18 protein-coding genes are annotated in these 20,715 nt (G+C 47.4%); 15 read left to right on the top strand and 3 right to left on the bottom strand.

Annotated features, from left to right (window positions below):
• Positions 1–284: 284 nt before the first annotated feature.
• A complete protein-coding gene (locus NG833_RS21520; protein WP_254567325.1) occupies positions 285–1,490 on the bottom strand; it encodes an NAD(P)/FAD-dependent oxidoreductase in 1,206 nt (401 codons plus the stop codon).
• 218 nt (positions 1,491–1,708) lie between these two features.
• Between NG833_RS21520 and NG833_RS21515 the strand changes: the two genes are divergently transcribed.
• The 4 genes from NG833_RS21515 to NG833_RS21500 all read left to right on the top strand — a co-directional run bounded on the left by NG833_RS21515 (position 1,709) and on the right by NG833_RS21500 (position 4,781).
• Positions 1,709–2,551, top strand: a complete 843-nt coding sequence (locus NG833_RS21515; protein WP_254567324.1) for a YaaW family protein — start codon at positions 1,709–1,711, stop codon at positions 2,549–2,551.
• Positions 2,544–2,714, top strand: a complete 171-nt coding sequence (locus tag NG833_RS21510) for a hypothetical protein (RefSeq protein WP_254567323.1) — start codon at positions 2,544–2,546, stop codon at positions 2,712–2,714. The genes NG833_RS21515 and NG833_RS21510 overlap by 8 nt, the downstream gene beginning before the upstream one ends.
• A 109-nt stretch (positions 2,715–2,823) precedes the next feature.
• Positions 2,824–4,257 (top strand): O-antigen ligase, encoded by a 1,434-nt coding sequence (locus tag NG833_RS21505; RefSeq protein ID WP_254567322.1) that lies wholly within the window; start codon positions 2,824–2,826, stop codon positions 4,255–4,257.
• Positions 4,258–4,571: 314 nt separating this feature from the next.
• Entirely contained in the window at positions 4,572–4,781 is a 210-nt protein-coding gene (locus NG833_RS21500; RefSeq protein WP_254567321.1) for a hypothetical protein, read from the top strand.
• A gap of 252 nt (positions 4,782–5,033) precedes the next feature.
• Here NG833_RS21500 and NG833_RS21495 read toward each other — a convergent pair whose 3' ends face one another.
• Positions 5,034–5,321 carry a hypothetical protein gene (locus tag NG833_RS21495; protein WP_254567320.1) on the bottom strand — a complete coding sequence of 96 codons (288 nt, stop codon included), beginning with the start codon at positions 5,319–5,321 and terminating at the stop codon, positions 5,034–5,036.
• Positions 5,318–5,581 carry a hypothetical protein gene (locus NG833_RS21490; protein WP_254567319.1) on the bottom strand — a complete coding sequence of 88 codons (264 nt, stop codon included), beginning with the start codon at positions 5,579–5,581 and terminating at the stop codon, positions 5,318–5,320. The genes NG833_RS21495 and NG833_RS21490 overlap by 4 nt, the downstream gene beginning before the upstream one ends.
• Positions 5,582–5,995: 414 nt before the next feature.
• Between NG833_RS21490 and NG833_RS21485 the strand changes: the two genes are divergently transcribed.
• The 11 genes from NG833_RS21485 to NG833_RS21435 all read left to right on the top strand — a co-directional run bounded on the left by NG833_RS21485 (position 5,996) and on the right by NG833_RS21435 (position 20,458).
• Entirely contained in the window at positions 5,996–7,234 is a 1,239-nt protein-coding gene (locus tag NG833_RS21485; protein WP_254567318.1) for a nucleotidyltransferase family protein, read from the top strand.
• Positions 7,235–7,519: 285 nt separating this feature from the next.
• Positions 7,520–7,972, top strand: coding sequence for a PqqD family protein (locus NG833_RS21480; RefSeq protein ID WP_254567317.1), 453 nt, complete (start codon positions 7,520–7,522; stop codon positions 7,970–7,972).
• A 78-nt stretch (positions 7,973–8,050) separates the two neighbouring features.
• A complete protein-coding gene (locus NG833_RS21475; RefSeq protein WP_254567316.1) occupies positions 8,051–9,139 on the top strand; it encodes a serine kinase in 1,089 nt (362 codons plus the stop codon).
• A complete protein-coding gene (locus NG833_RS21470) occupies positions 9,139–9,924 on the top strand; it encodes a glycosyltransferase family A protein (protein WP_254567315.1) in 786 nt (261 codons plus the stop codon). The genes NG833_RS21475 and NG833_RS21470 overlap by 1 nt, the downstream gene beginning before the upstream one ends.
• A 27-nt stretch (positions 9,925–9,951) precedes the next feature.
• Entirely contained in the window at positions 9,952–10,650 is a 699-nt protein-coding gene (locus tag NG833_RS21465) for a glycosyltransferase family A protein (protein ID WP_254567314.1), read from the top strand.
• Complete coding sequence (locus NG833_RS21460) at positions 10,647–11,531, top strand: SDR family NAD(P)-dependent oxidoreductase (RefSeq protein WP_254567313.1); 885 nt, start codon at positions 10,647–10,649, stop codon at positions 11,529–11,531. Before NG833_RS21465 ends, NG833_RS21460 begins: the two co-directional genes overlap by 4 nt.
• Positions 11,532–11,555: 24 nt before the next feature.
• Positions 11,556–12,608: a nucleotidyltransferase family protein gene (locus NG833_RS21455; protein WP_254567312.1), complete on the top strand. Its 1,053-nt coding sequence runs from the start codon at positions 11,556–11,558 to the stop codon at positions 12,606–12,608.
• Positions 12,609–12,887: 279 nt separating this feature from the next.
• Complete coding sequence (locus NG833_RS21450) at positions 12,888–13,445, top strand: Uma2 family endonuclease (protein WP_254567311.1); 558 nt, start codon at positions 12,888–12,890, stop codon at positions 13,443–13,445.
• A gap of 130 nt (positions 13,446–13,575) precedes the next feature.
• Positions 13,576–16,374, top strand: a complete 2,799-nt coding sequence (locus NG833_RS21445) for a CHAT domain-containing protein (RefSeq protein ID WP_254567310.1) — start codon at positions 13,576–13,578, stop codon at positions 16,372–16,374.
• 430 nt (positions 16,375–16,804) lie between these two features.
• Positions 16,805–17,578 carry a DUF928 domain-containing protein gene (locus NG833_RS21440; protein WP_254567309.1) on the top strand — a complete coding sequence of 258 codons (774 nt, stop codon included), beginning with the start codon at positions 16,805–16,807 and terminating at the stop codon, positions 17,576–17,578.
• A 372-nt stretch (positions 17,579–17,950) separates the two neighbouring features.
• Positions 17,951–20,458 (top strand): CHASE2 domain-containing protein, encoded by a 2,508-nt coding sequence (locus NG833_RS21435; protein ID WP_254567308.1) that lies wholly within the window; start codon positions 17,951–17,953, stop codon positions 20,456–20,458.
• Positions 20,459–20,715: the final 257 nt, after the last annotated feature.

Genomic DNA, 20,715 nt, shown 5'->3' with positions numbered 1-20,715 from the left:
CTCAATGCTTGCGCCCTGGGGCGCAAGCATTGCGCCCCTACACCTACCGGGAGCATCTCAAGAAGGCAAAGAGACCTAACCGCCGGTGCCCCCTTCCCACCCCTCCCCGGCCCTCCCCTAAGAGGAGAGGGAGGTAAGCGGAATAAATGTCTTTCCTGGAAGGGGGAGTAAGAGGTATAAATTCCCCTTTGAGGCCAAATTGAGATGCTCCCCACCTACCTTCCTTCCAGTTCAACGTTTGGAGGATTTATATTTTGCAATCCCCTATATTGAAATTAATTTCGTTATTTCTCAGTGCCGATCGCCTCCCACAAACTCGCTAAAGGTGGCATCGGTCCTCCCCCCAGGCGATCGCTCACCCATTCGGCAGCGGCTAACCCAGACTGTAATGCGGTTTCAATTTGCCGATCGCCACACCAATCTCCCGCACAAACCATCGGTAACGGGGTCGTCGCTGTCAATAACGGTTCTGTTAAGGAACGCCGACAAAAGGCATAGCGCCAACGATGGACCTGCATCCATTCTGGGTCCTTCAACCAGGGAAGTACCGCTTCCCCCGCCCAATTGCACAATTCTCTCCCCACTGCTTCCAAGTCCGTCGCATCTAAATATTGTTCAGCAAACTGGGCGCTACTGTGCAACACAAACACGGGTTGAGTCGCCCCTGAACTCTTGCTACTTTGCCAAAATAGTCCCCGCAAGGGACTCTCTGGGGGAAAGACTAGCGATCGCCCCCGATATTCCCCCTGGACTAACTCCCGTTGTTTCGATGCCGGATACCCTGCCATTACACTGATGCAGGGGTCAAACTCCACCGCCTTGAGGCGATCGACAAACGGACTAGGCAACCCCGACTCTCCCGACTCTAACAGCATCACCGCTTGGGGTGCAGGAATCGCCATCACCACCGCCTTTGCCCGAACTGCCAAAGGAACAGCCGCATCCCCAACCTCTCCCATCGCTTCTAACGCCAGATGCCAATATCCCTCGTCCGTGGGGGTCACCGTTTGGACGCGACGGCAACGCCAAATCTCTAGCTGACGCGCCAAAAACTTGCCCACAGCATTGATCCCCGACGGGGCGACATAATAGGGAGCAGATAGGGTTTCAGCGGGATTCATACCCCATCCACTTGTCAAAGAACTGTTTTCCCTAGTAGCCTGCGCAGGCAGGCTTTGTCCGTATAGCCCCACCCTTAAGGGTGTGGGGCCAACCTGATAAACCGTATCCGTCCAAGGGACCACAATTCCCAGCCGAGACAGGACCTGCACCAACTGTTGAGACAGCATCCCCCTCGGATCTAAAAACGGTGCACCAAAATCAGCCTGGGTATCATATAATCGACGGGTAGCCACTCGTCCGCCCACGCCGCGAGATTTTTCGAGGACGACAACGGTTTGACCCAGACACCGCAACGATTGGGCAGAGGTCAATCCGGAGATCCCCGCACCGATCACGGCAATATCAAATTCAATGATGCGATCGCTCATCGGTTTGTCCTCATCGGTTGTAAAAAAAAGGGGTTTGACTAATCTACCGGATTTGGGACGGTTTCGAGTAAGCTAACAGCAATCGGTCAACTCAACAAGCAGGAACAGACGGTAAATATTTCTGGCGGTTGAGTGGCCGAATCCATCAAAAACATCAAGATTGCCAATCTGTCGAAACCGCAGGGTTTACAAGACAAGCACAGGGGAGGAAGCCAACCTTGGACGAACTGAGAGCAGCGCTAGAGTTAGCCACAGAAGAGGAATTACAGCAAATCACGGACATCTTGTTCCGTCGTCGCTTTAATCCCATTGATTACCTACAAACTCCAGAACCGATCGATATCCAAAGTCGCGATCGCGATTTCTGGCTAGATGCGATCGAAGAAAGATTTCGCTATCTCGCCGCCGATGGGTTAACCGTTTTAACCGGAAAAACCCGCAAAGTCACCTACCGACAAACCCTCATTCAAGTTTGCCGCTATTTAAAAATTCCCTATTCTCAAAGCCTCTCCACCACAGATTTAGAAGCTGAGGTATTTCTGTGCTTGTTAGGCAAAGCATGGCGACAACTCCCGGCATCAGAACAAAACGCCTTGACGATCCGGGTCCAACGATCCCTGGCATCGGCAACCATTCCCAAACCTCTGCCCCTGTCGGTCCAAAAAGACCCCCTGGGCTTACTCTTCAAAGGGGGCAGTGCTGTAGCCTTTACTTCCGTCGTCAAGCCGATCGTCCTGAAACATATTGCCCATCAGTTTGCCCTCCATTTTGCCCGGTATCAAGTCGCCCAAACGGCGATCGTTCGTGGCGGCGCAGTGGCAGCGGGTCAAGTTCAGACTTACCTCACCGCCCAAACTGCCAAACGAGGCATGGCCGTCTCCGTCGCCCGCTATGGGGCCGCCCGCAGTGCCTTAGCCTTACTCGGACCTGTCCTCTGGGGCTGGTTCTTCGCCGATTTAGGCTGGCGCACCATCGCCACCAACTATGGACGCATTATCCCCACCATTTTTACCTTGGCCCAAATTCGGTTGACCCGCAGTGAGTGTTGGGAATTTGCTTAATTTGTTATTGGTCATTGGTCATTGGTCATTGGTTGATGGGGGAGATGGGGGAGATGGGGGAGATGGGGAAGATGGGGAAGATGGGGAAGATGGGGAAGATGGGGAAGATGGTCGTTATCCGATGTTTGTAGTAACGACTTCAGTCGTTATCCGATGTTTGTAGTAACGACTTCAGTCGTTATCCGATGTTCGTAGTAACGACTTCAGTCGTTATCCGATGTTTGTTATGTCCCAAATCCTTACCACTGCATCCTTAACCCTGCACTCTGTTCATGACCAAATCCTTACCCCTGCGGACCATTTGCCATCCCGATCGCCGCTTACAACTCTGGTGGAATAGCGCCCAAGTGGGACTGTTGTTCTTACCCATGAGTCCGTTACTGGGTGGGATGGGTTTGTTGTTGGCCCTGTTTGGCACCTGGAAACAACGGTATCGGGAAATTCAAGGGCGATCGCTTAACCAAGGATTTGCGGTCCTGACCCTGTGGTTAGTCGTGACAACCCTGTTTTCAACCGATCGCCTCTCTGCCTTCCTGGGATTATTTAATTTTCTGCCCTTCTTTGCCCTATTTGTCACCTTTAGTCTGCTGATCCAGACTCCTGCACAGATGCGGCGAATTGCTTGGATTGCGATCGCCACCTCGGTCCCCCTCGTCGTGATTGGTTGGGGTCAACTCTTTTGGGGATGGGAGGGACCTGTCAAAGTAGGATTAATCTTAGATTGGCGGTTGGATCCCACCGGCGCACCTCCGGGACGGATGGCATCGGTATTTGAATATGCCAATGTTTTGGCGAGTTATTTTTTAATGACCTTTATTCTGGGTCTAGGGCTGTGGTTTGAGACGTTTCAGGCATGGCGAACCCTGAAACAACAGCCGAAACAACAGGAAAAAATCCGCGATCCCCGCGATCCCCGGGTGGTGAAAACCATTGACCTCTCGGTGACAGGAGAGGAAGGAAAAGTGGGGTGGGGGTTGGTATTTTTGACCCTGGCGCTACTGGCGAATGCGACTGCCTTGGTGTTGACCAATTCCCGCAATGGTTGGGCGCTTGCCTCCTTGGCGGGGTTGGCGTTTCTCCTGTACCTGGGATGGCGTTGGCTACTCCTCTTCATTCTCGGGGCCCTGTCTGCGGTGTTGGGGTCAGCCTTTGCACCTCACCCCCTGCGCCAAGGATTACAGGCGATCGTTCCGGCTTATTTTTGGATGCGAATCACGGACCAGTTATATCCCGATCGCCCGGTGGCAACCCTGCGCAAGACGCAATGGCAATTTGCCTGGGATTTGACTCGGACTCGTCCCATCACCGGGTGGGGGTTGCGAAGTTTTACCGAACTCTACGAAGCTCAAACTCAAGTCTGGATGGGTCATCCTCACAATCTGTTTTTGATGATGAGTGCAGAAACCGGCATTCCTGGGATGCTGTTATTGTCTGGGTTAGTCGGTTGGGTCCTGGCAAAAGGGGTCTTAACATTAAAGCATTGGTCCAGTCTGCCTTTAGAGGGAAATTCCGAGGGGACTGCCTCTGTCCCTGGAGTGCCCACAAACGATCGCTTAATTTTTTTCACCTTCCTCCTTAGCTTTGCCGGTTGTACCTTATTTCACTTATTTGATGTCACCCTGTTTGACTCTCGGGTGAACATTTTGGGATGGTTGATCCTGGCGGCCATTTGTGGGGTAGCCGACTCCCGGCGATCGCCGGTTTAGGGGATTCCAACAAATAAATCATCCTTGCTTTGATGCGATCGCACCTAACAAGGCTCTTTTAGCCCGCGCAGGAGAGGCTCTGTCCTGTGAGCCTCCAGGCTTGAGCCTGCGGGTTTTTTGAAGGTTTTATTTTTTGGAGTTCCCTTATTAAGTTATTTTGCCTCTGCTTTTGGAAATACGAGAATCCACGGATCCGAATATCCGAGAATTTACGGAGACTCGATTTCTATAGATCTGCGGTGGTTGATTCAGGACGATCGCGTTTATGGTAGCTTCAGATGCCCATAGAAAATTTGAAGCTTTGAAAAATTCTTATGATGATCCTAGATGCAATTTACCAGTTCCCGAACCTGACCGTCACCGATGTTTTTTCTCATATTTATTCCGTCGGTCGGATTACCCAACGCGATCGGCAATTTATCCAACTGGCCCTTTTAGAACAAGACCTCAGTGATGAAGAAATTACCCTCATCGATCGCCTAGTCTACGCAGTCCGGCGCGGTTGGCTGCAAATGATTGACTAATTTCTATCCCCAGTAGAAATTAAGTCAGACTTAACTGTAACCCTGGATACAATTATTCGGTTAATTCGCTTCATTCGCGTCATTCTCTGCCTTTTTTCCCTTCGCTCTATCAGGAGAATCCGCAAACCCAACTTTGCCTTAATCTTTATGATTTCTTAACATTGGAAAACCCTTTTCTGGGAACTTTTCCCTCACTTGCACTCAATTAATCCGGAAGGACAAGGCAGTGCCTTGTCCTTTCCTGCTGCAAGTTTATCGAAGGAGTGACTGTTTTTCTAACCAGTGATGAACCGCTTGGACAAAATCAGCCTCTGCTAGACCTTCAGAATTATCAAGTTTTAAATCCCAAGGTAAGTTAACCATCAGCGCTTGTTCATTAATTTCTTTAAGCCTTGAAACAGAAACCGGAAGATGGATAGAACTATCTCGGTCTAACACTCGTTGGATACAAGTCTCAAACGGGGCTTTGACCTGAATTAACAGCACTTTAAAGCTTTGATTTAAGGCATCCAACCATTCCGGTAAATTGGGGCTGTTCACGTCGATTCAATACATAAAACTGGATGAGTTAAGGCTAAATAATCCAGGGTTTTCAAAACCTGCGTAAACCCTGGTTGCTCTAAATCCGAACCTTGGAGATGAGGGCATTTTTGTATTACATCCAGAAAAATAGATTCAATTAAAACAAATTTTATCGGTAAAGACTTCTCCAAGGTTTTACCGATAAAACTTTTGCCTGCACCTTTCAATCGCACCAAAATTAACAGGGTACAAGGGGTGGTGTTGGTAGAGAAATACATAATGATACTCCATACAGTATTTAAAGGTCTATAAAAACGAATTGTAGGGGCTTCGATGCTTGCGCCCCTACAAATACCGCACTATACAATTATGCGGTGGCCCTAGGGTCTACAATTCAAAAGGTTTCATTATAACATAACTTCTCTTGCAAGAAATCTAACAACCTCTAGAAAAATCTCACTTGTTGGGCTTTAATCTGGTAGTTAAACCGACCTCTGCTGAGTGTGTTTTTTAGGAGCTAAAATAAAAGCATGAACGCAATAACTCTTTCAGCCTGTTTTTAACCGACATCTTGCATCATTCTCGCTCTTGCCTCTTTAAACCCTACGATCCGGCGTCGGGTTTATCCCCCTAGCTTCGTTTAGCAATCCTCGGCGCGATCGCCAATCCAAAATCCTAGCCATTGACCTCAGATGTTATATCAAATCGACCTCGAACAATACACAAAAACCCATCTGCGAGAACTCGAAGTTTTATTGACTTGTGCCAGTCCCCAGTCCGACTCTGAGAAAAGAGACTTGCTGAAATCTCTGTTACAAAACCCCATAAACTGGCCGATTCTCCTAAAACTGGCAAATCGCCATCGCGTCATGCCTCTGGTTTATACCAGTTTGAACCCTCTAAGCGAGTTGATTCCGCCCTCCGCTATCAAACAATTAACCCTCGATTTCCGCTTGAATAGCAGACAGAATTTATTATTAAGTGGAGAATTGCTAAATCTGCTGTTATTGTTTGAAAAAGAAGGAATTCAAAGCCTTCCTTTTAAAGGAGCGACCTTGGCCGCCTTAGCCTATGGAAACTGTTCCCTCCGTCAGTTTAGCGATTTAGATATTTTGATTCGCGAACAAGATATTGAAAAAGCTAAAGCGGTATTGTTGTCCCAGGGATACCGCATGAAAGTCGAACGGATTCAACTCACCTCAGAACAAGAAGAGACTTTTTTGCGATCGCCGGATATTTATCATTTCGTTCGCGAAGCCGCCTATCCCTTCGTGCATCCCCAAAGCCATCTAGTCATCGAACTCCATTGGGCAATCATGCCTAAATATTTTAGTTTTTGTCTTGAAACCAAAGACTTTTGGGAGACTCTGGAATCCGTGACCATTTCTGGACAAGAAGTGCCCACCCTTTCCCCTGAAAGCACCCTCTTCGCCCTGATCGGACATGGCACCAAAGACTGTTGGAAACAACTGTCCAGAATTGCTGACATTGCCTACCTGATTCGCAACCATCCTCAGCTAAATTGGGAGAAAATTCTACAGCAAGCTCAACACCAAAGAGTCCAGCGAATGCTAGGGTTGGGGTTAAGTTTGGCCTCCGAACTATTGGGAATCGATTTACCCGAAAACATTCAGCAGCAACTGTCGCGGGACCCTAGCTTGAAAACGCTCCTTCCTGGGGTTTATCAACAGTTGTTTGAACCTCAAGTCAGTTCCATTTCCGATGGCACCCAAACCCGATTTCATCTGCAAGTCAGAGAACATATCGGCGATCGCCTCAATTATTTTTTCCAACTGGCAACCACTCCAACCACATCAGACTGGTTGCTGTTGCCTGTAGCTGAATTTCCCCAGCTTCCCTATTACTTTCTGCGCCCTTACCGACTGGTTCGCGAACAAATTGTGAAAGCATTGCAAAAAAGCCGCAATTAATCCACCGCCTTACTCCAGGAAGCCCAGACGGATTCTACCCTCTGAAATGAGTCCGTCACTCACTTCTATGCTCTAAAAATTTTAAAGTTTTAACAATTTTTAAAGGTAAAGTTTAATATAAATTCATCAAATAAACATTTTTAAACAAGTAAATCTCTTGACAAGAGGAAAACCCAAGGTTAAGGTATAGTTAACTTTTATTGGACCCCAAGGGACCCCCATATTTCCTCCGTCAAAACCGTCAAATCCTTGATACAAGTCTATCAACTTGAGATGAAACCAGCCATGAAAATCACGCAAAAATATAGAGTCAACAGCCCCAAAGTGGTTCACGAAACCATTGATGGAGAAGTGGTAGTGGTCAACTTAGACAAAGGAGACTACTATAGTTTTCTGGCAACGGGGGCCGAAATTTGGGAAGGTCTTCTTCAAGGAAAACCCACCGATCGCGTTTTCCAAGAAATCCTCGATCGCTACGAAGGAGAACCGAGTCAAATTGAGACTTCCATCCAGGATTTTTTAGCCAAACTACAGCATGAAGAACTGATTGTCCTCGATACCAGTGACGCTTTATCCTCAGAAAGTTTATCCAATGCTATTGCAGAAAATTTGTCTTCCGTGCAAAAGCAGCCCTTTGAAATTCCTACTCTACAAAAATATACCGATATGGAGGAATTGCTGGCATTAGATCCCATCCATGAAGTTGACGCAATGGGATGGCCGAACGTCAAGCAGTAAACAGAGAACGAGAAAAAATCGGGGGTTTTAAAGAAATTTAAACCCCCGACAAAAAACACCAATCAGCCAAATAAAGCGATGGCAATCCAGAAAAAAATAGAGTTAGAAACTGCCACATTGAACACCGATCCACAAGCGCCTATAGATTTTTTTAATGCTGTTTACGGCAAATATAAAACAGCAGAAGCAACATCGGAGGGATGTGTAGAACGATTTTATAACCTAGCTGGACGTAAAATCCGCTTGTGTTTTGCGGGTTCCGCTTTAATTCCCTATTTGACACCAGCCTTATCCCATTTAGAAATAGAAGCGGTTGCCAATCCAGAACTCACCGTGTGTTTGTGGGATAGTGAATCTACGCATACCGCTATGCTACCACCACCCTGGTCAAAAGATTGCTACCATCCCAAACGCGGCGAAATTATCGGATACAATACCGATCGCATTCATACCAGCTTTCAATGGGGTTCTTATGCCTTAAGTTTGCTCGATCGCGATCGCAACTTAGGGATTTACTGGATATCCACCGTCAAACAAATTCCCTATTGGGAAACGGGTTCTCCCCTGCGAACCATTTTTAACGTTTGGTTGAATCAACGAGAGGTGCAACTGGTTCATGCCGGTGCAGTGGGACTTCCCGAAGGCGGCGTTTTGCTGGCGGGAAAAGGCGGATCGGGAAAATCTACTTCTGCCTTAGCTTGCTTAAATTCTAACTTGTTTTATGCCAGCGACGATTATTGTTTAATTTCCCCAACACCGACTCCCACAGTATTTAGTCTTTACAATACCGGCAAAAAAAATGCTGATGATGTGGAACGATTGCCGTTTTTAGCCTCCGCCATTCGCAATCGCGATCGCCTTGATACCGAAAAAGCACTTTATTTTATCCATCAAACCTTTCCCGAGAAAGTTATTAACACTTTCCCGATTAAAGCCATTTTGATTCCCCGAATTGCCGGAACGAAAGACACGACATTAGAACCCACTTCATCCACCAGTGCCTTAACCGCACTCGCTCCCAGTACCATGATTCAATTACCCGGTACTGGAAAAGAAGCCTGTCAAATGATGAAAACCGTGGCCGATCGCGTCCCCTGTTACGAACTACGAGTCGGTACCGAAATCGAGCAAATTCCCCAAACTATCTTTCAACTTCTCACTCAATAATGACGTTAAACGCGATGGAAAAATTACCCTTGGTCAGCGTTATTATTCCCGCCTACAATGCAGAAACCTATCTATCTGATGCCATTGAAAGCATCTTGGGTCAAAATTATCAGCCTTTAGAGATTCTAGTCGTTGATGATGGATCTAGCGATCGCACTGCTGAAACGGCTAAGAAATATGGCGATCGCCTTCGCTACATTTATCAAACCAATGCGGGTCCTGCTGCGGCTCGCAACGCAGGCATCAAGCTGGCAAATGGGGAGATTTTAGGGTTTTTAGATGCAGACGATTTATGGTCAGAAAATTTTTTAACGACGTTAGTCAATCTCTTAGTAGAATCTCCCAGAATTGACATTGCTCAAGGCTTCATTCAAGAAGTGCAACTAGCAAAGTCAGAGTTTTCAGAAAGCTATCCAGCCTATCAATATATCAATTTGGGAAGTGCGCTTTATCGCCGCAACGTTTTCGATAAAATTGGGGGGTTTGATGAAACCATGCGCTATGGCGAAGATGTGGATTTTTTCTTGCGAGCCTGGGAAAATAATATTCGGAAGCAAGTGAATGAAAACGTCAGTTTATTGTATCGCAAGCACGAAGAAAATATGACAGGCGGGAAAAAGTTAGTAGAGTTGGGATTTCTGCGGGTTTACAAAAAGCATATTGAGCGCGATCGCCAACGAAAAGCCTCTTCTGCCAGTTTACCCACTGATTTACCTCCCCTATCCGAATATCTGGGAGTTCATCCCAGTCATCCGCGATTTCAGTCGTTTAATTTAAAGCCTTAAAACTCTAAATAATTAGAAGAATTTACCATGAGTGAAGCTCAACCGTTAGTCAGTGCAATCGTGCCGGTTTATAACTGCGATCGCTACTTAAAAGAAGCGATAGAAAGCATTTTGCGGCAAACTCATCCCCCCTTTGAAATCCTGGCGATCGATGATGGTTCCACGGACAACAGTGCGGCGGTAGCGCGAGAATTTTCCTCATCGGTTCAATACTATTCTCAACCCCATCAAGGAGCGGGAACCGCTCGTAACTATGGCACTCAACTGGCTAAAGGCAACTATTTAGCCTTTTTAGATGCCGATGATATTTGGGAGGAAAATAAGTTAAATCGTCAACTGGAAATTTTCGCCAATCAACCGGAAGTCGATATCATTTTTGGACAGATGAAAAACTTTCACAGTCCCGAATTACCTGAAGAGGTGAAACAGCAGATTTATTGTCCCCCAGAAATCATCCCGGGATATTGTCCGGGAACGATGATGATTAAAAAAGAGGCATTTGAGCGCGTGGGATTGTTTGAAAATCAGTGGAAATTAGGAGAATTTATCGACTGGTATTTAAAAGCGATGGAGGCGGGGTTAAAAAGCGTGATGTTACCGGATTTAGTCTTAAGGCGCAGAATTCATCAAACGAATACGGGAATCCGCGATCGCGACTTCCGCAAAGATTACGTTCGTATTGTCAAAGCGTCTTTGGATCGGCGTCGCGGAAAAACTCCAACATGAAATTTAACTTGCAAAAGCGGTTAAAAGCTGGGGTAAAAGCCTTTCTCAATCCCAGCAAAGTGCAGCCTGCTAAATTTCGGGAAGTGCCTCCCGAACCCCAGGTCATTATTAACGATCGCCTGTTAGAAAATAAAAACGTCTTGATTACCGGAGCCGGACATAATATTGGCAGAAGTATTGCGTTGGAAATGGCACAACAGGGAGCCAATATCTTTGCAGTCGAGCGCAGTCGCGAAAAATCCGAACAATTACAGAATGAATTAAACCCTTATCCGATTCAGGTTAAATGCTTTATTTTCGATATTTCCCAACATCAGGAAATTGTTAATCTATGTAATGAGTTAGAAGCCAGTCAAATCGATATCGATATTCTGGTGAATAATGTAGCAAGGCAAACCGATAAAATTGGACTGAAAAATTTAGACCTAGAAGATTGGTACTCCACTTTTAATATCAATGTATTCGAGCCGATGTTTTTAACCCAAGCGATCGTTAATAGAATGCGCGATCGCAAACTTCCAGGTTCTATTCTGTTTATCACCTCCATACACCAATGGGAAATTTCCCGATGGGTGAGCTATAGTGCCTCGAAAGCTGCATTAAGAGCGATCGTCGAAGAACTTGCCGTCGATTTAGCACCCCATAACATTCGTGTCAACGGAATTGCGCCGGGGTGGATCGCGGAAAACGAAGACGGAACTGCTCTCCCTCACCCTTACACCGTGCTTTATCAACATTCGATTCCCCCCCGTTACATTGGCAGAGCAGCCGTGTATTTAGCCTCGGATTATTTCTCCAAATTTACAACCGGAACCGTCCTTAAAATTGATGCGGGATTATCATTATATAACTCGCGGGTTCATGAACATCCCCCCCGTTAAACCCTCGCTCAGGAGTCTTTAAAAATGCAAGAACAAGAACTGCTGGTTTGGGGTCAACCCACCTTGGCACAAAAACGATTGCTGCAAGCGGCAGTTGAAAAAAGTGAAAAGGCGATCGCCTACTGGCAAGAATGGAGCGAACTCGTCGATATTGAAACCCTAGATTCGGAATCTTATCGATTGCTGCCCTTATTATACCGGAACTTATCGCCCTACGAAATCGGCGATCAGCAGTTTGCCAAACTCAAAGGCGTCTACCGCAGAACCTGGTGTGAAAATCAGGTCATTTTCAAACAGTTAACGGAAATCTTACAGGAATTTCAAGCCGCCAGCATTCCCAGTCTGTTGATAAAAGATGCAGCGTTATGTTTGCTGCACTATTCCGATATTGGAGAAAGAACCATTCATAACTTTGAGATATTAGTTGATCCTCAAAATGCACTCACGGCGAGCAACCTCCTCTCAAAAATGGGATGGAAACCCAAGAAACCCATCCGCGATCGCCTGTCTCCATCGGAGTGCGTTTGGGAATTTACCCATTCAGGAAATTTGCAATTAATGTTACGCTGGCACTTGTTTTGGGATAGCTTTTCCGAATCCCTGGAACGCAGTTTTTGGCATCGCGCTCAAGAAGTGCCAGTGGGTGACACTTCAACTCATGTATTGCATCCGAGCGATCGATTATTTTATGTGTGCGTCGCTGGCGGGATCCACAATCCAGTTTTCCCCTTAGTGCGATTGGTAGATGCTCATCGAATCCTGGACTCTGATGCGGCTGAAATCGATGGGGATGAGTTGTGCGATCGCGTCAATACCTTTCGGTTTTTGCTGCCTTTTCAAAACTTTATCAAAGTATTTGAGGAAATTTTTCAAATTCCTTTTATCAACTCCACCGTTTCCGCCACCAAAATTTTACCCATTTCTGCATTTGAAGAGCAAGAATGGCGTTGCTTGCACGCAAATTCTCGGTCTTTATTCAATCGATTGCAACACAAATATTTTGGTTATCAAAGAAGATATGGAGCGCCGGAATATCAGGTCAATTGGGTCAAGTTTTTAACCACCTTAAAGTCTTAAGTTTAGGAGTAGGGTGGGCATTGCCCACATGAATTACGGTGGGCATTGCTCACCCCACAATTGATTCAGGGGAAGGGTTTGGGCTATTTTATTTTTTGGAGTTCCCTAAATATTGGTCCCATGATAGCCTGGGAACCGCTATAACTGTGTAAGGGACCAGAAACAGGGTTTCTTCCGCAGTTTGTTGCGGCCGATCGCCGATGGGGTGAACAAGGCGATCGCCTCTTTTGAGCAACAAACCGCTACAATACACTTTACCCCTAAAATTGTAAAGCTCAAATGGACGACGAACCGACAACCTTGGCCTTTTTGGACTATCTTGAATTGGAGAAAACCAGTTCCGTTCGCCATGACTACATCGCCGGTCAATTATTTGAAATTGAAACCCTCAGTCCCCAACACGATCGCCTTGCTATTAATATCGGTTCCGGACTATACGACAGACTGCGCGATACAACCTGCCAAGTGTTCACTGCGGAAATGAAACTCTGGATTCCCTCGGCAGATGTGGCCTATTATCCTGATGTCATGGTCATTTGTGAACCGGAAGACACCAATCCTAATTATAAAACTCAACCGCGATTAGTTGTAGAAGTTCTCTCTTCTAATACCGTTGCCACGGACCGGCAGGAAAAGTTTTTTGCCTATCAAACCTTACCCAGTTTCCAGGAATATGTCCTGGTTCCGCAAGACCAAATAGGAATTGAAATTTATCGAAAAACAGCAGAAGGTCACTGGGAAAAAACCATTTTAAATTCAAAAGAAGACCTGCATTTGCAATCCCTGGGATTAACCCTACCCCTGACAGAAATTTATGAAGATTCCTTGATGGAGTAGCCTAAGTAGGTGTAACAACCGAGGTAGAAGTGAACCCGTGACTATGATTGACAAGAGACAGCCTGTCACTCGGTGAAGCTAAAGGACCCGGAACAGGGAATAGTGATGGAAAGGGGACAACACAGAAGGGGTGGCAATCTTATCCAATGGCAGTTTCATATTTAGTACCCAGTCTATGAAAAGAATGTTGATTCAACCGATCGCCCGATGTCGAGCGCGCTGTAACCACTGGAAATCCAGTATTTTTACCCGAAAGGGATACCGACTGCTGCTGAGGGGTCTAGCTTTTGTGACGGCGTTAGGATTCGTCACCGGGGTGGTACCAGCGATCGCCTCGGTTATGGGTCCTCCCCCCTCACAAGTCCTCACATTTACTCCAGTCAAGGAAAATTCAGGCTCACCCCTGCCGTTGTCCCAACTCCCCGCGCAGTCGGTGGAGGAGCAACGGGAGACGCTCCTCAACCAGGGACGGGATCTGTTTCAGGGGGGACGGTTTGCCGAAGCAGTCAGGGTTTGGAACCGCGCTGCACAGGGGTATCAACAGGGAGGCGATCGCCTGAATCAAGCCCTCTGTCTCAACTATCTCACCCTCGCTTATCAAGCATTAGGAGAGTGGGACAGCGCAGAAGGGGCGATCCAAGAGAGTTTATCCCTCCTCGATTCCCTGGGAACGCCCTCTCACAGGTCCGGAAATTCCCTCTCCCAACGGATTCGCGCCCAAGCGTTGAACAGCAAAGGGAGTCTGCAATTGGCCCGGGGAGAACCAGAAGCCGCCCTCGACACTTGGAAACAAGCCGAATCCTTGTATCAAGCTCAAGGTGACCTAATCGGGGCCTTGGGCAGTCAAATTAACCAAGCTCAAGGGATGCAAACCTTGGGACTCTACCGGCGATCGCGACGGTTACTAGAGCAGGTGAAGCAACAACTGCTGTCCCAACCGGATTCCAGTCTGAAAATCACCGGCTTACAAAATCTTGGCAATGCCTTGCAAGTCGTGGGAGATTTACCCGAAGCGCAACAGGTGTTAGCACAAAGTTTAGCCCTGGCCCGGAATCTGCGCTCTCCCGAAGAAATCAGTACCACCCTGTTGAGTTTGGGCAATACCGCCCGCGCCTTACAGGATTGGAACCAAGCTCTCACCTACTATCGGGAAGCGGCAGCAACGGCGACTGTCCCAATCACTAAACTAGATGCTCAACTCAATCAACTGAGTTTATCTGTAGAAACCCAGGAATGGGAAACCGCCCGATCGCTCTTGAACCCGATCGCCGAACAACTGGCAACCCTCCCTCCCAGTCGTTCTGGGGTCTATGCTCGGGTGAATTTCGCGTTTTCGGCCCTGAAAATGCTGGAGAGTTTATCAGTAACAGGTGAGGAGGATTTGACCCTGAGTGCGCCAGAAATCGCCCAAATCCTAGCAACGGCAGTTATCGAGGCTAATGCACTCCAAGACCCCCGATCGCAATCCTACGCCATTGGGGAGTTAGGGCATTTGTACAAACGCACTGGACAGTTTTCCGATGCCCAAAAATTGACCGAGGAAGCCTTGGCAGTCGCCATCAGCATTAATGCTCCAGAGATTGCGGCGCGCTGGCAGTGGCAACTCGGACGCATTTTGAAAGAAACAGGAGAGACTCAAAGTGCGATCGCCGCCTATAGCGAAGCCGTTCGCAGTTTGTCTCTCCTGCGCCGAGATTTACTCGCGAGCGGCCAAGAGGTACAATTTTCCTTTCAAGAACAGGTCGAACCCATCTACCGGGAATTGGTCAGTTTACTGTTGAGTTCCAATCCCACTCAAGACCACCTCAAACAAGCCCGAGAGACCCTGGAAGCCTTGCAATTGGCTGAATTAGAGAACTTTTTTCGCCAAGCCTGTTTCGATATCCAGCCGGTGCAAATCGACCAGGTGGATGCCAAAGCAGCGGCGATTTATCCGATTATTTTACCCGATCGCCTGGAAGTGATTCTCTCCATCCCGGGACAGCCTTTGCGTCATTATGCCACCGAGTTACCCCAAGGTGAGGTGGAACGCACCCTGGAACAGTTACTCGCTGCTCTGAATCCTTTTTTCTCGGATCAGGAGCGATTACGGTTATCGGAACAAGTGTATGATTGGCTGATTCGACCGGCAGAAGCTAGTTTAGCCGAGGCGGAGATTCAGACTCTAGTGTTTGTCCTCGATGGTCTTTTGCGAAATCTACCGATGGCAGCACTCTATGATGGAGGGCAGTATCTGGTGGAACGTTATAACATTGCTCTCACGCCAGGATTGCAATTGCTGGCTCCCCAGGCGATCGCTCAGAACCAACTCCGCGTCTTAACGGTTGGATTGACAGAACCGCGTCAGGGATTTACTGCCCTGCCTGGGGTGGCTCGTGAACTGGACGAGATTGGGTCTCATCTCCCGGCGGAGGTGATTTTAAATCAGCAGTTTACTGCGGATGCGCTTAAGCAGGAGATTCAAAAGAGTTCTTTTCCGGTGGTCCATTTGGCAACCCACGGCCAGTTTAGTTCCAATCCTGAGAACACTTTTATTCTCACTTACGATCGGAAAATTAATGTGACCGAACTCCAGGAGATTTTGCGATCGCGAGAAACAGGCAGTTGGGGGGTCACCCAGTCTGAGATTCCTCCTATTGAGTTGCTGGTTTTTAGTGCTTGTCAGACGGCAACTGGGGACAAACGGGCGGCTTTGGGTTTAGCTGGGGTGGCGGTGCGATCGGGTGCGCGATCGACTTTAGCAACCTTGTGGTCTGTCAAAGACGACTCTACCTCGCAGTTGATGGCTGATTTTTATCGGGAATTTTCCCTGGGTCAGACGAACAAAGCTGAGGCCCTCCGTCGCGCTCAAGTCGCTTTATTGCAGCAACCCCAGTACCAACATCCGTTTTACTGGGCACCCTTTATTTTGGTCGGGAATTGGCTTTAAATTCGAGGTGGCCAGGAGTCGGAGCATTTTGCTCCCATGAGGCTAATCAGGGACCAAGATGCTCCGACTCCTGAATGTTCTGGTTCTTGATTGAGGCCAGGAAGCCGGAACAGGCAATCAGAACAAATGGGTTGCTAAAGAATGCAGTTTTATTATCAATCTATGGGGCTATTTATCCGTTGCGATCTGACAATTACGACGAATTTAAGAGAAAATAATCCCTTCTACCCGAGCGAATAAAATTTAATCAGGAAAGAAAAATCCTCTGGATTGGGAGATGGACAACCAGCAATCAATCATGGCAATGCACAAGCTCAACTAAATTCGCAAGAAAACTTTATAAAAACTTCTCTATTTTAGTTAAACTGGACTCAAAATATAGAGTAAAGTGAAATAAAGCGGCACATTATCCTCCAGGGGTAACTGTAATATGGCAAGGCAACAGACTAATGTAACTCTAACCCTCTTGTGCACCCTATCTCTAAATCTGGCATGGGTGGGAGGCATTCTTAATCCAGCTCAGGCGCAGACTAGCAGCGGCGCTCAACGGATACAACCAGGGGCGATCGCACAAGTCACCTTCAATCCCCCAGGCAATGGGCAACCTCGCAATACAGCCGGGGGTGCATCTCGGGATGGAAATTCCTGTTTACAAGAACCCCAGTTGTCCAGTGCTTGCGTCACACCCCTCACCCCAGAAGCAGATCAGGGGTTGACCGTAGCACCGCACCCGACGTTTTACGTTTACGTTCCTAAAACCTCCGCGAGGGAGCTATTTTTCGCCCTCAAAGATGAAAATAATCAGCATCACTACCAAACCAGTATTCCGGTGCCTGAAGGCGAAGGTGCAGTCATGGCGATCGCCTTACCCGATGATGCACCGGCTTTAGAAATCGGCCAAACCTATCGCTGGACGTTTATCCTCATTGATGAAACCGGACTCAAACCCGATAGTCCTGGTGTTGAGGGAGATATTCGCCGTGTGGAAGCCAACTCACTAACCCTGGGTTCCCAGCAGGCTGATCCCACCCTGGAACTCGCCCAGCAGTACGGAACCGCCGGGATTTGGTATGACATGATGACCACCTTAGCCCAGCTTCGGCAGTCGAGTCCCAATGACCCGACAATCCTGGCGAGTTGGACGGGCTTATTAGCCTCAGTTGGGTTAGAGGAAATTGCCACCAAACCCATTGCACTGCCTTAGATGGGGTCCTTGAGGGTTCAATCCCGTTCAGGACTCCCCTTACTCCAATGTCCGCTCAACCGTTGCCATTTCATCAAGCCGGGAAATCCTCTTCCCGGCTTTTCCGATTCCGCAAAAGCCCCACCCTGCTTATCTGTGGGTTGTTTTTCCCTGAACAACCGGATTGGGAATCACGCTAGTTTTGAGCAAGCAGAGGTTTTCCTTCGGTGACAGCCGAGAACTCAACCCATCCCGTTGAGCTCATCATCGGTATCTCTTTAAACTTGATTGGCTGTGGTCAATTTCTGTTGCTTTTCTCCACAAACCCCAGGAATTCTTCTAAAATTTGGGATAAACCTAGAGTATCTCATCCTTTCTGGGTATCGATAAAAGATGTGGCTAAAGCTCAGAAAGCAAGTTTGGAAATGGCGTGGCGTCTTGATGACCGCCCCCACTGTTGCTGCACTGGTGATTTCTGCCAACTCAGCGGGACTGTTTCAACTGTTAGAGTGGGCCACGTTAGACCTATTTTTTCGTCACCGTCCCTCGGAACCCACTGACCCTCGAATTGTCATTGTCACCATTGATGAGACCGATATTACGGAAGTCGGACAATGGCCGATGCCCGATGCAGTTTTAGCCCAATTATTAGAAACCGTTACCACATACGAACCCCGCGTCATAGGCATTGATTTATATCGGAATTTTCGCGTAGAACCGGGGTCGGAAAGATTAGAACAGGTGTTTAAATCTACCCCGAATTTAATTGGGATAGAAAAAGTGGTGGGCAATCAAGTCAAAGCCCCACCACTTTTAGAAAAACTTGGTTTAGTGGCAATGGCGGATTTGGTCTTAGATTCCGATGGGAAAGTTCGTCGCAGTTTACTCTCTGTGGTGACCAATGATGGGGCGACTAAATTAAGTTTATCCGCCCGGATGAGTTTAATGTATTTGGAAGCTGAGGGGATGGCTTTAGAGGCGGTAGACCCCAATAGTTCTCAATTGCAATTGGGTCAAGCCCGGTTTATCCCCCTCGAAGGAAATGAAGGGGGATATGTCCGGGCTGATACGGGAGGGTATCAAATTTTTTTGAACTATAAGGGACCCGAAAAGAATTTTAAAACAATTTCAATGACTGATGTTTTGAATAATCGCATTCCCCCAGATTTAATCCGCGATCGCCTGGTGTTAGTCGGGGTGACTGCTGAGAGCATGAATGACCTGTTTTTAACCCCCTACAGTGCCAATGGCAACAGTCTAATCCGAATGCCTGGAGTGGTGATTCATGCCAATGCAGTCGCTCAAATTTTAAGCGCGGCCCTCGATGGTCGTCCCTTCATTCAAGTTTGGCCGGATTTGGTGGAATGGTTCTGGGTCTGCGTCAACTCCCTGTTTGGTGCCACAGTCTCCTATTCCTTGCTTCAAGCTCGAATTTTCAAACACAATTCTAGCTGGCGATGGGCTATCTTTGTCGTCTGGCTAGGATTGGGGAGTCTGGGACTTTTAATCGGCGGCTATGTTGCTTTTTTAAATAGTTGGTGGGTTCCGATTGTCTCTTCAATGGTTGCCTTAAGCACTTCCGCAATCACCATTGCCGGATATTATAGCCGGGGACTCCAGCGCGATAGCCAAAGTCAATTGACTCAGTTTTTAGAAGCCATGCCGGTAGCCATTGCCGTTCTCGATGCCAAGGGTAAACCCTATTATACCAATCAAAAAGCCAAAGAATTATTAGGAAAAGGACCCGTAGCGAACGCACCAAGTCAGCGGTTATCGGATGTTTATCAAATCTATTTTGTGGGCAGCGATCGCCCCTATCCTCCTGAACGCTTACCCATCGTCCGCGCACTGCAAGGCGATCGCACCACTGCCGATGATATGGAAATTCACCGCCCTGATGCCACCATCCCCATCGAAGCCTGGGGAACTCCAATTTATGATGAAAATGGCAATATTTCCTACGCAATGGCTGCCTTTCAAGATATTACCGATCGCAAACAAGTCGAAGCCGAACGAGAACGCTTGACCAAAGAGCTCTTTGAACTCAATCAAAACCTAGAAGATGCCCTCGATGCGGAATTAGAACTCACCGATGCCTACGGACGCTTTGTTCCCCATGAGTTTCTTTATTTTTTAGGCTACGAAAGCATTGTCGAAGTCAAACTCGGGGAAGCCGTCGAAATGGAAATGTCCATTTTATTCTCGGATATTCGAGATTTTACCACCCTGTCCGAAGCCATGACTCCGGAAGATAACTTTAAATTTATTAACTCTTATTTGTCTAGTATGGAACCCGCCATTGCCGAGAACAATGGCTTTGTTGATAAATATATTGGCGATGCAATTATGGCCTTGTTTAGCGGCAGCGCCGATGATGCCGTCCAAGCCGGAATTACCATGTTAAACCGACTCACTGAATACAATCAAGGACGAGAAAAAGCCGGTTATATTCCGATTCATATCGGCATCGGGATTAATACAGGTTCCTTAATGCTGGGGACCGTCGGTGGACAGAAACGGATGGATAGTACAGTGATTAGTGATGCGGTCAATTTAGCCTCTCGGATTGAAGGCTTGACTAAAAATTATGGGGTAGCCTTGTTAATAGGCGATCGCACCTTTTGTAGCTTGAAAGACCCCAATGCCTATGATATCCGACATATCGACCGAGTTCAAGTCAAAGGCAAATCAGAAATTGTCTCCGTCTATGAAGTCTTTGCTGCCGACCCCCCCGCCATCCGCGAGGGCAAATTAATCACCAAAAGCATCTTTGAAGAAGCCATCCAGCTTTACAATAAAGGCTCCTATCCCGAAGCCGCCCGATTCTTCCAAAAATGTCTCAGAATCAACCCCCAAGATAAAGTAGCCCAAATCTATTTAAAACGCACTCAGTCTCCCTAATTAATCAGTCGTTCTCTTAGTTCGTAGTAACGACTTCAGTCGTTCTCTTATCTTCGTTCGTAGTAACGACTTCAGTCGTTATCTTATCTGAGTTCGTAGTAACGACTTCAGTCGTTTTCTTAGTTCGTAGTAACGACTTCAGTCGTACTCTTAGTTCGTAGTAACGACTTCAGTCGTACTCTTAGTTCGTAGTAACGACTTCAGTCGTACTCTTAGTTCGTAGTAACGACTTCAGTCGTACTCTTAGTTCGTAGTAA

Source organism: Oscillatoria sp. HE19RPO (assembly GCF_024220515.1).
Lineage (GTDB): Bacteria > Cyanobacteriota > Cyanobacteriia > Cyanobacteriales > Laspinemataceae > Laspinema.
The sequence above is the reverse complement of the archived record's forward strand: the minus strand, read 5'-3'. Positions and strand labels throughout refer to the sequence as shown.

What these genes read in the sequence shown, in the direction of transcription:
- NG833_RS21520 (WP_254567325.1), bottom strand. Translation starts at nt 1,490, where the DNA reads ATGAGCGATCGCATCATTGAATTTGATATTGCCGTGATCGGTGCGGGG.
- NG833_RS21505 (WP_254567322.1), top strand. Translation starts at nt 2,824, where the DNA reads ATGACCAAATCCTTACCCCTGCGGACCATTTGCCATCCCGATCGCCGC.
- NG833_RS21500 (WP_254567321.1), top strand. Translation starts at nt 4,572, where the DNA reads ATGATGATCCTAGATGCAATTTACCAGTTCCCGAACCTGACCGTCACC.
- NG833_RS21490 (WP_254567319.1), bottom strand. Translation starts at nt 5,581, where the DNA reads ATGTATTTCTCTACCAACACCACCCCTTGTACCCTGTTAATTTTGGTG.
- NG833_RS21485 (WP_254567318.1), top strand. Translation starts at nt 5,996, where the DNA reads ATGTTATATCAAATCGACCTCGAACAATACACAAAAACCCATCTGCGA.
- NG833_RS21480 (WP_254567317.1), top strand. Translation starts at nt 7,520, where the DNA reads ATGAAAATCACGCAAAAATATAGAGTCAACAGCCCCAAAGTGGTTCAC.
- NG833_RS21475 (WP_254567316.1), top strand. Translation starts at nt 8,051, where the DNA reads ATGGCAATCCAGAAAAAAATAGAGTTAGAAACTGCCACATTGAACACC.
- NG833_RS21470 (WP_254567315.1), top strand. Translation starts at nt 9,139, where the DNA reads ATGACGTTAAACGCGATGGAAAAATTACCCTTGGTCAGCGTTATTATT.
- NG833_RS21465 (WP_254567314.1), top strand. Translation starts at nt 9,952, where the DNA reads ATGAGTGAAGCTCAACCGTTAGTCAGTGCAATCGTGCCGGTTTATAAC.
- NG833_RS21460 (WP_254567313.1), top strand. Translation starts at nt 10,647, where the DNA reads ATGAAATTTAACTTGCAAAAGCGGTTAAAAGCTGGGGTAAAAGCCTTT.
- NG833_RS21455 (WP_254567312.1), top strand. Translation starts at nt 11,556, where the DNA reads ATGCAAGAACAAGAACTGCTGGTTTGGGGTCAACCCACCTTGGCACAA.
- NG833_RS21450 (WP_254567311.1), top strand. Translation starts at nt 12,888, where the DNA reads ATGGACGACGAACCGACAACCTTGGCCTTTTTGGACTATCTTGAATTG.
- NG833_RS21440 (WP_254567309.1), top strand. Translation starts at nt 16,805, where the DNA reads ATGGCAAGGCAACAGACTAATGTAACTCTAACCCTCTTGTGCACCCTA.
- NG833_RS21435 (WP_254567308.1), top strand. Translation starts at nt 17,951, where the DNA reads ATGTGGCTAAAGCTCAGAAAGCAAGTTTGGAAATGGCGTGGCGTCTTG.